Source organism: Accumulibacter sp. (genome assembly GCF_036625195.1).
GTDB lineage: Bacteria > Pseudomonadota > Gammaproteobacteria > Burkholderiales > Rhodocyclaceae > Accumulibacter.
This window is the reverse complement of the sequence record NZ_JAZKUG010000001.1, coordinates 1,045,149-1,059,806: the sequence shown is the minus strand read 5'-3', so window position 1 is coordinate 1,059,806 and position 14,658 is coordinate 1,045,149. Positions and strand designations below refer to the sequence as shown.

The 14,658-nt window shown below is 64.2% G+C and carries 8 protein-coding genes, 1 tRNA gene and 1 pseudogene; 6 read left to right on the top strand and 4 right to left on the bottom strand.

Annotated elements, in window-relative coordinates; translation table 11 throughout:
- Positions 1-36: 36 nt before the first annotated feature.
- Positions 37-2,910, bottom strand: a complete 2,874-nt coding sequence (locus V5B60_RS04630) for a DEAD/DEAH box helicase (RefSeq protein ID WP_332345856.1) — start codon at positions 2,908-2,910, stop codon at positions 37-39.
- Positions 2,911-3,612: 702 nt separating this feature from the next.
- Here V5B60_RS04630 and V5B60_RS04625 point away from each other — a divergent pair.
- Positions 3,613-3,834 carry a hypothetical protein gene (locus V5B60_RS04625; RefSeq protein ID WP_332345855.1) on the top strand — a complete coding sequence of 74 codons (222 nt, stop codon included), beginning with the start codon at positions 3,613-3,615 and terminating at the stop codon, positions 3,832-3,834.
- A gap of 245 nt (positions 3,835-4,079) precedes the next feature.
- On the opposite strand, the gene V5B60_RS04620 is transcribed toward V5B60_RS04625, so the two are convergent.
- Positions 4,080-4,156: transfer RNA gene (locus V5B60_RS04620), tRNA-Met, on the bottom strand.
- A 346-nt stretch (positions 4,157-4,502) separates the two neighbouring features.
- Between V5B60_RS04620 and V5B60_RS04615 the strand changes: the two genes are divergently transcribed.
- Positions 4,503-5,801, top strand: a complete 1,299-nt coding sequence (locus V5B60_RS04615) for an N-acyl amino acid synthase FeeM domain-containing protein (RefSeq protein ID WP_332345854.1) — start codon at positions 4,503-4,505, stop codon at positions 5,799-5,801.
- Between the two features lie 37 nt (positions 5,802-5,838).
- Here the strand turns inward: V5B60_RS04615 and V5B60_RS04610 are convergent, their stop codons facing one another.
- Positions 5,839-6,954 carry an AraC family transcriptional regulator gene (locus V5B60_RS04610; protein ID WP_332345853.1) on the bottom strand — a complete coding sequence of 372 codons (1,116 nt, stop codon included), beginning with the start codon at positions 6,952-6,954 and terminating at the stop codon, positions 5,839-5,841.
- Positions 6,955-7,122: 168 nt separating this feature from the next.
- On the opposite strand from V5B60_RS04610, the gene icmF reads away from it, so the two are divergent.
- The 4 genes and pseudogenes from icmF (at position 7,123) to V5B60_RS04595 (ending at position 14,078) form a co-directional block, all read left to right on the top strand.
- Positions 7,123-10,389 (top strand): fused isobutyryl-CoA mutase/GTPase IcmF, encoded by a 3,267-nt coding sequence (gene icmF, locus V5B60_RS04605; RefSeq protein ID WP_332345852.1) that lies wholly within the window; start codon positions 7,123-7,125, stop codon positions 10,387-10,389.
- Between the two features lie 171 nt (positions 10,390-10,560).
- A pseudogene (locus V5B60_RS04600) lies at positions 10,561-12,102 on the top strand (methyl-accepting chemotaxis protein); the annotation flags it as partial.
- 235 nt (positions 12,103-12,337) lie between these two features.
- Entirely contained in the window at positions 12,338-12,733 is a 396-nt protein-coding gene (locus V5B60_RS22135) for a bacteriohemerythrin (protein WP_434735360.1), read from the top strand.
- A gap of 43 nt (positions 12,734-12,776) precedes the next feature.
- Entirely contained in the window at positions 12,777-14,078 is a 1,302-nt protein-coding gene (locus V5B60_RS04595; protein WP_332345850.1) for an MFS transporter, read from the top strand.
- Between the two features lie 31 nt (positions 14,079-14,109).
- On the opposite strand, the gene V5B60_RS04590 is transcribed toward V5B60_RS04595, so the two are convergent.
- A complete protein-coding gene (locus V5B60_RS04590) occupies positions 14,110-14,640 on the bottom strand; it encodes an OmpA family protein (protein ID WP_332345849.1) in 531 nt (176 codons plus the stop codon).
- Between the last annotated feature and the right edge of the window lie 18 nt (positions 14,641-14,658).

Here is a 14,658-nt window from a genome sequence, read left to right as displayed (position 1 = left end):
TATTGCCCCCTTGGTACGCCACGCTTTTTCGTTAGGCTATCCGACTATCGACGCAACAACGGTGAACTGGGCGCGGTCGTCCAACTCGAGCGTGTCCCGGATCCACTGCTGATAGTGTTTGAAAAGATCGACTGTGTTGCTCTCGCGCTGTTTGCGGCGCGCCGCGTTGACCTGTTCGATGCCCCGAGAGAAGTCCAGCTCCAGCTGCGTGAGGTGCTTGTCTTGCAGCGCCTTGAGCTTGGCGAGTTCAAACCCGAGGCGTGAACGGCAGTCGGCGTCGAAGGCTTGCTTGATGGGCTTGAGGTGACGTTCGACCGTCAGGATGACCGCCGGCAGCGCCGCCTGTGCAATGGATGCGTCGACCGGCTTGCCGTCGTTGGCAAGCGATGCACTGTCCAAGCCGATCCGCTGCAACATTGCATCGAAGCCCAGCACCTCCTGCGCCAGTCCGCGGGCATCGACTCTGACGCCCATCCACTCCGTCAGCATCGTCTGCCCGCGCCGGTTGGGCACCTGACCGAGGACGAGGACGATGGACTCGCCTGTACTCAAGCCGTGCGGCGCCCGGATGACCGGCGCCTTCTGGCGGCCGAACAAGGCCATGACCTTGTAGTCGAGCCACTGGACGATCGGGTGCAGCGGCCACAGAAAGTGCACCTGAGGCCAGGCATTGGTGTCGCGGGCGCTCTTGATCGCGGCTTCAATGACACCCTTGTCCGCGCTCAGCGCGAACTGGTTGTCGACGGGCCACATCTCCATGGCGAGGTCACGCTTGAGCAGCAGCGCCAGGTCTTTGCTGGGCTGGAAACTCAGCGTGCGCCGGGTGTCGTCCGCCTGAACGGGGCTGTGCTCGCGAGGCGCCTGTTGGCGCAGCCAGTTCAAAGCGTCACGCACGTACCGGTAGTCGTCGCAGAAGAGCGACGGCAGCGAAGCCGTGGGTGCATGGGTAGCTGTTTGCATGACAGGCACCGATGGCTCATTCACCGCTAGCGCGCCGCCGGCTTGTGCAGCACCCCATAGCGCCTCGAAGGGGTCCACATCGCCCGTTGCCAATTGAGCCGCGAATGCTTCGGCCGTTGTATTGCTCTCTATGGCCGCAGCGACCTTGGCGACCTCGAGTTCCTCGTCGTACAAACCCATGAACGCAGACGGATCGCCGATGTTTTTCGCGGCCTGCTCGTCCTTGTCGATCAGGATCTCGAGGTAGCGCAGATCGCCCCGCACGCGCTCGTTGTGGGGCACCGTTAACAGGTAGCCAATCTTGGGCACCTGGGTCTGGCCATAGCGGTCCACTCGGCCGTTGCGCTGCTGGAAGACCATCAGCGACCACGAGATATCGAAGTGGATGAGCCGGTGCGACTGGTAGTGCAGGTTCAGGCCTTCAGACGCCACATCCGAGGCGATCAGCAATCGCAGTGGGGAATGAGTCTTGCCGAAGTTCTCGACCGTATCCTGAACGTCGCCGTCGGGCAATTGCCCGTGGAGGATCGCCACGGCATTTCCCGCCAGGCCAAGTGCCTTCGGCAGCTCGGTCTGCAGGAATTTCAAGGTCTCGATGCGTTCGGTGAACAGCACCAACCGGTCCATTGGATCGTGCCCCTCCCAACGCCAGTGCGTGCCAGCCTTGAGTTGATCGACGAGATGCTGAAACTTGCTGAACTGTCCCGGGCCGATCGCCGCCACCAATTCCTGCAGACCACGCAGCTGCGCGATATCGGGATGGGCAGGGTCCTTGGCTTCAAGCTTGCGAAGACGTTCCCTGACGGTCTGCAAACAAGCCGCGGGGGATGAGAACAGGGCCTTCTCGAGGGTGGTGCGAAATAGCATGGCGCCGTCCCGCTGCTGGCCGGCATCGGTGGCGAGCTTCAAGGAGGCTAGGCATTCGAACGCGACGTTCTCGGCGGGACTCGCGTCGCGTGCCAAGCGGAACACCTCGCGCTCCGGGAAGTCATGGAGCATCTGCTCGCGAACGTCCTTCTTGAAGCGGCGCACGAAAAGGTGTGCCACATCGTCGCGGGTGTAGTCAGCGCCCTCCGGCAGCACCGTCGGGTCCAGCATCCGCATCAGACTGGCAAAGCTGTCCTTCCTGCCGTTGTGCGGGGTGGCCGTCAGCAGGATCAGCGCGTCGGAGCGCTTGGCCAACAGGCTTGCCAAACGGTTGCTCTGCGTGCGGTTGCCTTTGTACGAGACGTTGTGGGCCTCATCGATGATGATGAGGTCCCACCAGGCGCTTTCAAGGTAGTGCCTGTACTCGCTATCGCGCTTCAGCGTGTCGACCGAGATGATGGTTCGGTCGTAGTAGTTGAAGGGGTTGTGGTTGGCAGGAATCTCACGCCGGATGCGCTGGATGCCTGCAGAGTCGAGCCGCGTGAGCGAGATGGTGAAGCGGTTCCAGAGCTCCTGCTGGAACTGACGCATCATGCTTTTGGTGGTGACGACGAGGATGCGGCGCGCCTTCCCACGGCGCATCAACTCCGCCGTGAGGATTCCCGCCTCCAGCGTCTTGCCCAGACCGACGGTATCGGCTACGAGCAGGCGCGGCCGAAGCTGCCGTAGTACCTGATGCGCCGGCACCAGCTGGAACGGCAGCGGATCCATCACCGCCTTGTGCCCCAGAGCGATGGCATCGTTCTGCAGTGCCGACTGCCGCAACCGGGATTCGATGTACAGGAGTGCCGCGATGAAGGTGGGTGAGTCGTCGAACACCAGCTCGGTCTTCGCCGGGTCGATGAGCGTGACGTCCTCGAGCTGCGAGAGGAACAGCGCACGGCGATTGCGCACCGTTTCCGAAATGCCGATGCAGCTCAGCTGCCAGCCGCCCAATTCGCACATGTCGGCGTTCTGGACGATCCATTCCTCGTCACGGATCAGTGCGCGCGCACCCGGTGCCGGCGCGCGCGCTAGTTGCATCTTCGCCCAGATCGCATAGATATGAACTTACCCTCAGGACTTGTCTCTATTGCCCGTATGATTCTGAGATGTTGAACGCAGCGGGGAAATCGATGCGCCGGCAACGGATGGCGGCACACATGGCGTTCACCCCGCTGTGCGGAAACCTGCTTGCTGTTTGTGGTCCGGATTATTGTTGGTTCTCAGCCGACCAGTCTCTGTCGAACACAACCACCTGCGCATCACCATTCGCCCTGGTCAGCCTAGAACTTGCCGCGTGATCAATCGGATGGCGTCCTCGCGCCCATCGAATGGCGTTGATCCGCCGTGTCGCGAGCGTTTGGATTGGGCACGGTGTCATGGCGGCGGGCAAACCTTGTTGAGAGGGAAGGCAAGGATGGCAGTGGCTATGTGGATTGTAAGGCCGCGGCGGCCGAAGTCAATCGTATGACATGGCAAGGTTGTTCCGGCCGTGACATCCGGTCGGAACGCCATCAGATACATTTTCCTGATACCTTTGTGGACCTGCAGACCATCCGGCGTCGTCGCCCACTAGAGCGGTCTGGTGGTCGGCGCCCATAGCGTCCCCGGCAATCCTTACGACGGACACATTTTCGCGGCGCAACTGGGTAACCGGTAACCAACCGGCGTTCTTCCCCGCGCTTGTCGTCCGACCGAGAATGCTGTCCTGGGACGACGGGATGGAGAGCAGGGCTGGTGCCGATGAAGCCGACCGACAGGCCGCGAACTGAGAAGGGTGTGACCTACTGCGGAAGCGAATTCGAGGCGCAGCTTGCTGTGGCGTCGATGCATCCGTCGTCCCGTCGGGGCAACAAGAGCCTCCTGAGCGACGTGCTCGAGGATCTGGACGGCAATGTGTTCGAACCGAGGCCGCAAGCCGGGGCCTATGCGCCTGGCCATCTTGCGGGCGAACGCGACGAGTAGGAGCACATGGACCCAGCGATCACCTAGGGTGACGCGAGCGCTGCTGCCAATCAGGCAGCAACGTCGCGCTGATCTGCTCCAGCTCGACGTGGCGCTACCTGTAGTCGATCGAGAACGGATCGACGCCGGCGCCAGTTTGCCGGTCGACGTGGATTCAAATTGCTCTGATTTGGCTACAGGGTGGCTACATGAAGGCCAAAAGCCAAACAAGCCATTGCCGATTCCATCCTAAGTCTTTGTTTTCTTGGTGGTGATGGGTGGAATCGAACCACCGACCTAAGGGTTATGAATCCTTCGCTCTAACCGACTGAGCTACATCACCAGCGGGCGCCGGATTATAGGGTTCTCTCGACTTTCCGGTCAACACGTGGGCGATCGCGCGAGCGATCCGGGCCCTTCCTTCCTGCGTCCAGGGTCGGCCTCAGCAACCGGGATTCTTGGGAACGGCGCAGCCTCGTCCGGTCGAACGCAAAACATTCCAGATCTCTTGTGTCGCCAGGGCGCTGAGGGAATACGATGTCGCCCTTGGCACCTTCGTCTTGCGCGCCGCGTTGACCACCGTCACCGGAGGGCGTGGCCCCGGGTCGCACCCACAGCCACGCAGGTGCGTGATGGTAGACGACTGGTGCCGTTCTTCTTGCGTTCGGGGTGGGGTGATGGTCGATCGAATGAGCTTACCGGCAAGCAGGCTGCTGCGGCGAACGATGCGCCGCGCCTTCAATGCCCTGCCGCGGGATGGGCGGCTCGCCGTCTACCGCAACTTCGTCGATTGCGACCCGGCGCCGACCGATCGGCTGGTGCTGAAGATCGCCGATACGCGTGAGGAACTAGAGGCCTGCTTCCGCCTGTTGCACGCTGCCTATGTGGGCAGCGGCCTGATGCAGCCGCAGCCTTCGGGCCTGCGTGTGACCATCTACCATGCCTTGCCGACGACGACGACGCTTTGTGCGAAGTATGACGGGGAGGTCGTGGGTACCCTGTCATTGGTGAGGGAAAGCGTGTTGGGCTTTCCGCTGCAGCGGATCTTCGATCTCGGCACGCTGCGCGAGAAGAAGGGCAACATCGCAGAAGTATCGGCGCTGGCGATCGCTCGCCCGTTCCGGCAGACGGGCGGCAGCATCCTGTTCCCGTTGATGAAGTTCATGTACGAGTACTGCACGACCTTTTTCGATACCCGGCATCTGGTGATCGCGGTCAATCCCGACCATATCGAAATGTACGAGTCGCTGCTGTTCTTCCAGCGGCTGAGCCAGAACGTCGTCGAAAGCTACGACTTCGTCAATGGCGCTCCCGCGGTCGGCGCCACGCTCGACCTTGGCGCGGCGCCCGAGGTCTTCCGGCAGCACTATGAATCAAAGCCGCCGAAGCGGAACCTGCATGCCTTCTTCACCCAGATCCGGCTGCCCAACATCCAGCTTCCCCCGCGGCGCTTCTACACGACCAACGACCCCGTGCTGACGCCGGAACTGCTCGACTACTTCTTCAATGTGCGAACGCCGCTCTTCAGCCTGTTGAGCGAGCGCAAGAAGGAACTGCTGCACGCAATCTACGATCTGCCCGCCTACCGTGCCGTGCTGCCGCCAGTCGTGCGCGCACCGGCCGATGGCGGCGAGCGTCGCCGTCATCGGCGGTTTTCCGTGCGCTGCCCGGCCGAGTTGTCGCTGGGCCGCGGTGCCGGCCATGCGGGCCGGGTCAGCCTCGAGATCGTTCAGCTCTCGCGCTATGGATTCCAGGCGCATGCGCCGATCGAGGTCCCCATCGACGTCTGGGGCGAAGTCACGGTTCAGCTTGGGCCGGCCGAGGTGTCACGCATTCAGGTCGCCGCGTCACGCGCATCCGGGACCGGATTCTACGGCTTTCGACTCGGTGAGCCCGACCTCGTCTGGCGCAAGTTCGTCACCGCCCTGTACGGCAGCAGCACGCACGCCGACCTGCAGAACGCGACAGCTTTCCTCACCGACCGCTAGTGCCGTCCGCTCTGCTGCCGGCAGCCACCGGCCGGTTTCAGGAGGCGTCGCTCGTCATCGCGTACCGCCGGTCAGCTGTCTCGCCCGCGGCCAGCAGGCGGCGGCGGTAATGTGCCGGTGCGACGCCGGTCCAGCGCACGAAGGCGCGATAGAAGGCCGCGGTGTCGGCGAAGCCGAGTTCGGCTGCAAGCTGCGCCAGGCCCTGGCGGCTCTTCGCCAGGCGATCGATCGCCAAGTCGCGGCGCAGGGCATCCTTGATTGCCTGGAAGCTCGATCCCTCCTCCAGCAGCCGGCGGTGGAGGGTGCGCGGCGACAGGTGCAGCGAACGAGCGACGGCGGCCAGCGAGGCCGACTGGGGCAGCGCTTCACGCAGCGAATTGCGGACGCGCAACACCATCTCGCGGTCACGGCGGTAGAGCGTCGTCAACTTGCCGGGTGCGCCGTCGAGAAAGGCCTGCAGTGCGGCTTCATCGCGACGGACCGGCAGGTCCAGAAGGTTGGTGGCAAACACGGCAGCGAGTTCGGCGGCGCCGAAGCTCGAGTGCGCGGTATAGATCAGCGCGTAATCGGCCGCGTGCCGTGGCCGGGGATAGGGAAAGGCGACCGAATCGAAGACGATGCTGCGGCCGACGAGCCAGGAGAACAGGCCATGCAGCAGACGCAGCAACCACTCGAAGGCGAACACCCGGCCGATGAGCAGCGGCCGGTTTTCGCTGATGTGAAGGGAGGCCTGGTCGTCGCGGCAAGCGAGGCGCACCGCGAGGTCGGGCAGCACCAGGCGCAGAAAACGGGCACTGCGCTCGATCGCTGCCGCCAGGGTCGGCGCGGTGATGACGCTGCGGCAGAGGAACTCGAAAGTGCCGATCCGGATCGGTTGCGAGAAAAGGGCGAAGCCCTCGTCATCGAGTTCACGGTTGACCAGGTTGTACAACAGAGCGTAGCGATCGATGGCGACGCGCGCTTCCGCATCGTGCAGCATCTGGCTCGGGATGTGGGCCTGTTCGAGGAGCGGAGCGGTATCGCGGCCGCAATGGACGAGGCCGGCGAGCATGCCCTGGACGAAGGCGATGGCCACCGTTGCACGCGCCGGCGCGGCGGCGGGCGCATTGCTGCTTCGACGCCGGGCATTGGCGGTCTTCTCAGGGTATGGCATCGGTTTTTCGCAAGGCTGTGTATTGACAGGATATTTCAGTTTGGCAAGATTTGCATTGTTGGCGTCATCTTGGGTAATGGCGTTTCCGGCGTCAACTTCCTACCATGTGGGTCCCCCTGCGGCAGCCGCTGACCGCTGTCTTTTCGATCATCCTGGAGCGCGAACGACATGACCGATCTTTCCATTGCCAAGAAGCTTTCACCATACAGGCCCAAGCACAAGGTGCGTTTCGTCACCGCCGCTTCGCTGTTCGACGGGCACGATGCATCGATCAACATCATGCGCCGCATCCTGCAATCGACGGGTGCCGAGGTGATTCATCTTGGCCACAACCGTTCCGTACAGGAGATCGTCAACGCGGCCCTGCAGGAAGATGTACAGGGGATCGCCATCACTTCCTACCAGGGCGGGCACGTCGAGTTCTTCAAGTACATGATCGACCTGCTGCGGGCCGGCGGCGGCGAGAACATCAAGGTTTTCGGCGGCGGTGGTGGCGTCATCGTGCCAAGCGAGATCGCCGAGTTGCACGCCTACGGCGTGACGCGCGTCTATTCCCCGGAGGACGGGCAGGCGATGGGTCTGCAGGGAATGATCAACGAGGTCGTCGCGAAATCCGACAACGACCTGTCGGCGCTGGCGCCGCAGGATGCCGAGGCCGTGCTCGCCGCCCTCAAGGCCGGCAACCGGCGGCACCTGGCGCAGATCATCACGGCACTCGAGAACGGCGCCTATCCCGAAGCGCTGCGCAAGAAAATGCTGCATGCCGCCGCCGGGCTCAAGGTGCCGACGCTTGGCATCACCGGTACCGGTGGCGCCGGCAAGTCGTCGCTGACCGACGAACTGGTGCGGCGCTTCCGGCTCGATCAGGGCGACAGCATCAAGCTGGCGATCATCTCCATCGACCCATCGCGCAAGCGAACCGGCGGTGCGCTGCTGGGTGACCGCATCCGGATGAACGCCATCGAGCATCCGAGCATCTACATGCGCTCGCTGGCGACGCGCGACACCGGGTCGGAACTCTCCGCCGCGCTGCCGGAAGTGGTCGCCGCCTGCAAGCTCGCGGGCTTCGATCTGGTCATCGTCGAAACCTCGGGAATCGGCCAGGGCAACGCGGCCATCGTGCCGTTGGTCGACGTCTCGCTGTACGTCATGACCCCGGAGTTCGGCGCCGCGTCACAGCTCGAGAAGATCGACATGCTGGATTTTGCCGATTTCGTAGCGATCAACAAGTTCGACCGCAAGGGTGCCGACGATGCCCTGCGCGACGTCCGCAAGCAGTACCAGCGCAACCACGAAGCCTTCAACCAGAGCCCCGACGAGATGCCGGTCTTCGGCACGATGGCGGCGCGCTTCAACGACGACGGCGTCACCGCACTGTACCAGGCGATTGCCCCCAAGCTGCACGCCTGTGGTCTGAAGCTGAAGAAGGGCAGGCTGCCGCTGGTGGGTGTGCGGCAGTCATCGAATCAGCGCGCGATCGTGCCGCCGCAGCGCGTCCGTTACCTTGCCGAGATCGCCGATACGGTCCGAGCCTATCACGCGCACACCGCCGAACAGGCCGAAATCGCACGCCAGCGGCAGTCGCTGCGCACCGCCAAGTCGCTCTTTGAGAGTTGCGGCAAGCCGGCAGCCGATTTCGACGAGCTGATCGCCTGGAAGGAGGGGCAGCTCGACGCACGCTCGCGCAAGCTGCTCGACCTGTGGCCGAAAACCGTCGAACTGTACGCGCAGGACGAATACGTGGTGAAGATCCGCGACAAGGAGATTCGTACCCGCCTCACTTCCACTTCGCTCTCCGGCTCGCGCATCCGCAAGGTCGCGCTGCCGACCTATCGCGACGAGGGCGAAGTGCTGCGTTTTCTCCTGCGCGAGAACGTCCCGGGTTCGTTCCCGTTCACCGCCGGTGTCTTTGCCTTCAAGCGCGAGAACGAGGATCCGACGCGGATGTTTGCCGGTGAGGGCGACGCCTTCCGCACCAACCGGCGCTTCAAGAGGGTCTCCGAGGGAATGCCCGCCAAACGCCTGTCCACGGCTTTCGACTCGGTCACCCTCTATGGCTGTGATCCCGATGCGCGCCCGGACATCTACGGCAAGGTCGGCAACTCCGGCGTGTCGATCGCCACCCTCGACGACATGAAGGTCCTCTTCGACGGTTTCGAACTCTGCGCGCCGACGACCTCGGTCTCGCTGACCATCAATGGTCCGGCGCCGATCATCCTGTCGATGTTCTTCAACACGGCGATCGACCAGCAGGTCGACAAGTTCCGTGCCGACAACGGCCGCGAGCCGACCGAGGACGAGATCGCCAAGATTCGCGTCTGGGTCCTGGCCAACGTGCGCGGCACGGTGCAGGCGGACATCTTGAAGGAGGACCAGGGACAGAACACCTGCATCTTCTCGACCGAGTTCGCGCTGAAGATGATGGGCGACATCCAGGAGTTCTTCGTCCATAACCAGATCGGCAATTTCTACTCGGTGTCGATCTCCGGCTATCACATCGCCGAGGCGGGCGCCAATCCGATCTCGCAACTGGCGTTCACTCTGGCCAACGGCTTCACCTACGTCGAGACCTATCTCGCGCGCGGCATGCACATCGACGACTTCGCGCCCAACCTGTCCTTCTTCTTCAGCAACGGCATGGATCCCGAGTACTCGGTGATCGGCCGCGTCGCCCGCCGCATCTGGGCGGTGGCGATGAAGAACAAGTATGGTGGCAACGAGCGCAGCCAGAAGCTGAAGTACCACATCCAGACTTCCGGTCGCTCGCTGCATGCGCAGGAGATGGCGTTCAACGACATCCGCACGACGCTGCAGGCCTTGATCGCCATCTACGACAACTGCAACTCGCTGCACACCAACGCCTACGATGAGGCGATCACGACGCCGACTGAGGAATCGGTCCGCCGTGCGATGGCCATCCAGTTGATCATCAATCGCGAGTGGGGCCTGGCGATGAACGAGAACCCGAACCAGGGCTCGTTCATCATCGACGAACTGACCGATCTCGTCGAGGAGGCCGTACTGCGTGAATTCGAGGCGATCGCCTCGCGCGGCGGCGTCCTCGGCGCCATGGAAACCGGCTACCAGCGCGGCAAGATCCAGGAGGAGTCGCTCTACTACGAGCACAAGAAGCACGACGGATCGTTCCCGATCGTCGGCGTGAACACCTTCCGCAACCCGCATGGAGATGCCCAGATCGAGATCGAACTGGCGCGCTCGACGGAGGAGGAGAAGCAGTCGCAGCTGCAGCGCCTGCACGGCTTCCAGGCTCGCAATGCAGCCGCTTCGGCAGCCATGCTCGAGCGCCTGCAGCGCACCGTCATCGACAACGGCAACGTCTTCGCGGTCCTCATCGATGCGGTACGCGTCTGCTCGCTCGGTCAGATCACCGGCGCACTCTACGAGGTCGGCGGCCAGTATCGGCGCAGCATGTAGCAACGGCTGCCCGGGCGGGCAGCACCACGCCCGGGCAACTCGCTCCAGCGCGAAGAGGCTTCGCCTGCCGGCGTGCGGGAGCAGGCCGCTTGTCGGGCCGCCCGCTTCGCTGTTGCAAGTTTTCTGCGATTGGTCCAGCATGGTCGTCTGGCAGAAAACGGGGGGAGTGACATGATTGCAGCGCTGCGCCGCCTCAGTCTGATGAATCGGCTTTCGCTGACCGCGATCCTGGCCCTGCTGGCCATGCTGCTGATCGTCTGGGAGAGCCTTTGGTCGCTGCATGGCCTGCTCTACAGCGACCGCCAGGTGAAGACGCGGCACCTGGTCGAGACGGTCGTCGGCATCCTCGACCATTACCACGATCTGCAGAAGGCCGGCATGCTGAGCGAGGACGACGCCCGGCAGCAGGCGATCAAGGCCGTCAAGCGGTTGCGCTACGAAAAGACCGAGTATTTCTGGATCAATGATCTCGGCAAACCGGTGCCGCGCATGGTGATGCACCCGACGGTGCCGGCACTCGACGGCAAGGTGCTCGATGAGGCGCGCTTCAACAAGGCGATCTCGCAGCAGGCCGGCGCCAGTGGGCAGCGGGTGGCGGTCGAGGGCAAGAACCTGTTCGTCAGTTTCAACGAGGTGGTCGAGCAGGCCGGCGAGGGCTTCGTCGAGTACCTGTGGCCGAAGCCGCTTGCCGGCGGCGGGGTCAGCAGCGAGTTGTACACCAAGCTGTCCTATGTGAGGAAGTTCGAGCCCTGGGGCTGGGTGGTCGGCTCGGGGATCTACATCGACGACGTGGACCGGATCTTCCGCGAGGAGGCACTGCAAAGCGTGCTGTTCGCGGTTGCCGCAACGGCCCTGTTGCTGTCCGGCGCATGGGCCGTCAGGAAGAGCATCGTCAGCGAGTTCGGTGGTGAGCCGCGCACAGCCCTTGCCGCCACCAGCCGCATTGCCGACGGCGACCTGACGCATGACATCCCGTTGCAGTCGGGTGACCGGAGCAGCGTCCTTTTTGTCCTGTCGCACATGCAGAGGAGCCTGCGCGAGATGTTGCGCGCCATCTTCGGCAACGCCAGCCGGCTGCAGGCGAGCATCGAGCGCCTGTCGGCGGAGTCGAACCAGATCAACCTGGCGACGCAGGTACAGGCCAGCGCCGTCACCGAGACGCGGGCAGCGATCGACGACGTCTCGGCGAGTGTGGACGTCGTCAACGGTCTGGTGCGGGCGACGGAAGAGGGCGCGCACGAGGTCGCCCGGCGCGCGCACAGCGGTGCCGACGTGGCGGCGCGGGTGGCGCGCGAAATGCAGGCGATTGCCGATACCGTGGCCGTTTCGTCCGAGCAGGTTTCGCGGTTGGTGGCGAGTACCGGCGAGATCGGCCAGATGGCCCGCGTGATCAAGGAGATCGCCGACCAGACCAACCTACTGGCCTTGAACGCGGCCATCGAGGCCGCACGTGCCGGCGAGCAGGGACGCGGGTTCGCCGTCGTGGCTGACGAGGTGCGCAAGCTCGCCGAGCGGACGAGCGGCGCGACGACCGAGATCGGTGGTGTTCTACAGGGAATTCGTGCCGACACCGAAAGCGCGGTCGCCGGCATGCAGGCTGCCGCGCCGGTGATCGCCAGCGGCGTCGAGCAGGCCAATTCGGCGGCCGACACCCTGCACGCCATCGAGCAGCAGGCGCAGGACACCTTGCAGAAGATGCAGGCGCTGTCGCAGGCGACGCGGGCGCAGACGCAGCGGATCGAGGACATCGTCGGCAATGTCGACGCGGTGATGAAGGCCTCCGGGCAGACCGAGAACGTGATCCGGCAGTCATTGCAGTCGGCGGGCGAACTCGAACAGGCGTCGAGCGAGATGTTCTCGATGGTGCAGCGCTTCCGCGTTGGCGACATGCCGGGCGGGGGTTCGCCAGCCAGCGGCTCACAACAGCGGAACGGCGGTGAAACCGCTGATGGAATGGTCGAGCGCTTTGGCGGTGGGTCACGCCGAGATCGACCGCCAGCACCAGGTGTTGATCGAAATCGCCAACCGGCTGAACGGTGCCATGCGCTCCGGTGCCGGGCGCTCCGCGTGCGGTGCGATCCTCGACGAACTGGTGAACTACACCGTGAACCATTTCGCCTTCGAGCAGAGACTGATGGAACAACATCAGTATGCCGATCGCGATGCCCACCTCGCGGCGCACCGCAAGCTGATCGACGATGTCTCGCGCTTCAAGCGCGAGTACGACGCGGGCGGTACGATCTCGGTCGAGCTGATGGGCTTCATCCGCGATTGGCTGGTGAACCATTTCCTCAAGGTCGACCGGGCGCTGGCTCGGGATCTGGCGAGTCGCGGGGTCGCCTGAACGCGGCGCCCGCCTGTCGACAGTCGTCCCGGGGGAGCGTCCGGTGAGTGGCGCGGTTGCGCCGCCGACGCGACGGCGCCAGCTGACTCTCGCCGTCGTCGTCGCGGCGTATGTCCTGTCCTTCTTCCAGCGTTTCGCGCCAGCCGGGATTGCCCAGGACCTCATCGCCACGTTCCACAGCACGGCGTCGTCGCTGGGCGTCCTGGCGGCGACGTACTTCTATGTCTATACGGTCATGCAGGTGCCGACCGGGATCCTCGTCGATACCCTCGGGCCGCGCCTGATCCTGCTCCTCGGCGGGCTCGTCGGTGGCGCTGGCAGCCTGCTGTTCGGCCTTGCGCCCAGTTTCGACGTGGCGCTGCTGGGCAGGACGCTGATCGGGCTCGGGGTGTCGGTGACCTTCATCGCCATGCTCAAGATCATCGCCGTTTCCTTCGACGAGAGGCGCTTCGCGAGCCTCGTCGGCGTCGCCATGCTGATCGGCAACCTTGGCTCGGTACTTGCCGGCGCGCCGTTGTCGTGGCTGGCGCAGATCACCGGCTGGCGTGGCGTCTTCGTCGGCCTGGCAGCGGTTTCGCTGTTGCTTGGACTGGCATGCTGGTTCCTCCTCCATGAAACGGCGGCGGGCAGCGCTGACGCAGTCGCGCCGGAGCGTGCCGGTAGTCCGCGCTTCGATCGTACGGTGGTCCTTTCCGGGCTGCTGCTGGTTCTCAGGAACCGCGATACCTGGCCGGTCGTGTGCGTCAACTTCGGCATCTGTGGCAGCTTCTTTGCCTTCGCCGGTCTCTGGGCCACCCCGTTTCTGACCGAAGTCCATCAGATGACGCGCAACGTCGCGGCCAATCACGTCAGCCTCTATTTCGCCGGCTTCGCGCTCGGCTGCGTGGTCGTCGGCACGTTGTCGGACCGGATCGGTCGGCGCAAGCCGGTGTTGCTGGTCAGCAGCCACCTGTACGCAGCGATCTGGCTCGTCTGGCTTTCGGGAGCCGCCCTGCCGCTACCGATCAGCTACGCACTGTTTGCGCTGATGGGCCTCCTGACAGCCAGTTTCACCCTGACCTGGGCCTGTGCCAAGGAAGTCAATCCGCCACTGCTTTCGGGAATGTCCACCAGCGTCACCAACATGGGAGGCTTTCTCGCTGCTGCCATCCTGCAACCGCTGGTCGGCTGGGTGATGGACCTGAGCTGGCAGGGGGGGCTGAACGACGCGGGTGCCCGACTCTACAGCATGGCCGATTTCCAAGCCGGCGTGCTGCTGCTCGCCGCGACCGCGGGCTTGGGTGCGCTGGCATCCTGGCGAATCCGCGAAACCCACTGCCGCAACGTCTGGCAGTCGTCGGCCTGATCGACCGCTGTCGGCGCGGCTGCCGTGTCGCTCAGCGCCTTTCGTAGACGAGGTCGACACGGCGCATGCTGCGCCGGCAGGACTCGCTGTCGCATTTCTGCCGGCTGCTTTCCTCGCTGCCCCGGGGCAGGCGACGGATCTGGTTGCGTGGCACGCCAAGCGAGCGCAGCCGCTCGCTCACCGCTTCCGTTCGCCGGTCGGCGACGGCCAGATTGTAGGCCGGGCTGCCGAGGTTGTCGGTGTGACCGACGAGGACGACGATCAGTTGCGAGTCCTCCTTGAGTCGCTGGGCGTTCAGCCGCAGCACCTCGGCAGCCTGGGCATCGATCGTCGCCTCGCCGGAAGCGAAGTAGACGGTTCGCGCCTCGTCGTCATCGGCGAAGGGCAGTGGTTTTCCAGAGCCGGGCCGGCCGGTGGCGAGTGGCGCACGGGCGGGTTTCTGCTGTTCTGCGCCGGCCTTGGCCGAGTCTGCCGCGATCGGCGGCTTGTCGACGCTGGTACAGGCGGCCAGAAGCAGGGCGGTGGCCAGACCGAGGGGCAGGACGTGGCGTGGCAACGACATGGGCAATCCATCGACAGG

Excerpts from the sequence above, each read along its gene's own strand:
- V5B60_RS04630 (WP_332345856.1), bottom strand. The coding sequence starts at position 2,910 with ATGCAACTAGCGCGCGCGCCGGCACCGGGTGCGCGCGCACTGATCCGT.
- V5B60_RS04625 (WP_332345855.1), top strand. The coding sequence starts at position 3,613 with ATGAAGCCGACCGACAGGCCGCGAACTGAGAAGGGTGTGACCTACTGC.
- V5B60_RS04615 (WP_332345854.1), top strand. The coding sequence starts at position 4,503 with ATGAGCTTACCGGCAAGCAGGCTGCTGCGGCGAACGATGCGCCGCGCC.
- V5B60_RS04610 (WP_332345853.1), bottom strand. The coding sequence starts at position 6,954 with ATGCCATACCCTGAGAAGACCGCCAATGCCCGGCGTCGAAGCAGCAAT.
- icmF (WP_332345852.1), top strand. The coding sequence starts at position 7,123 with ATGACCGATCTTTCCATTGCCAAGAAGCTTTCACCATACAGGCCCAAG.
- V5B60_RS22135 (WP_434735360.1), top strand. The coding sequence starts at position 12,338 with ATGGAATGGTCGAGCGCTTTGGCGGTGGGTCACGCCGAGATCGACCGC.
- V5B60_RS04590 (WP_332345849.1), bottom strand. The coding sequence starts at position 14,640 with ATGTCGTTGCCACGCCACGTCCTGCCCCTCGGTCTGGCCACCGCCCTG.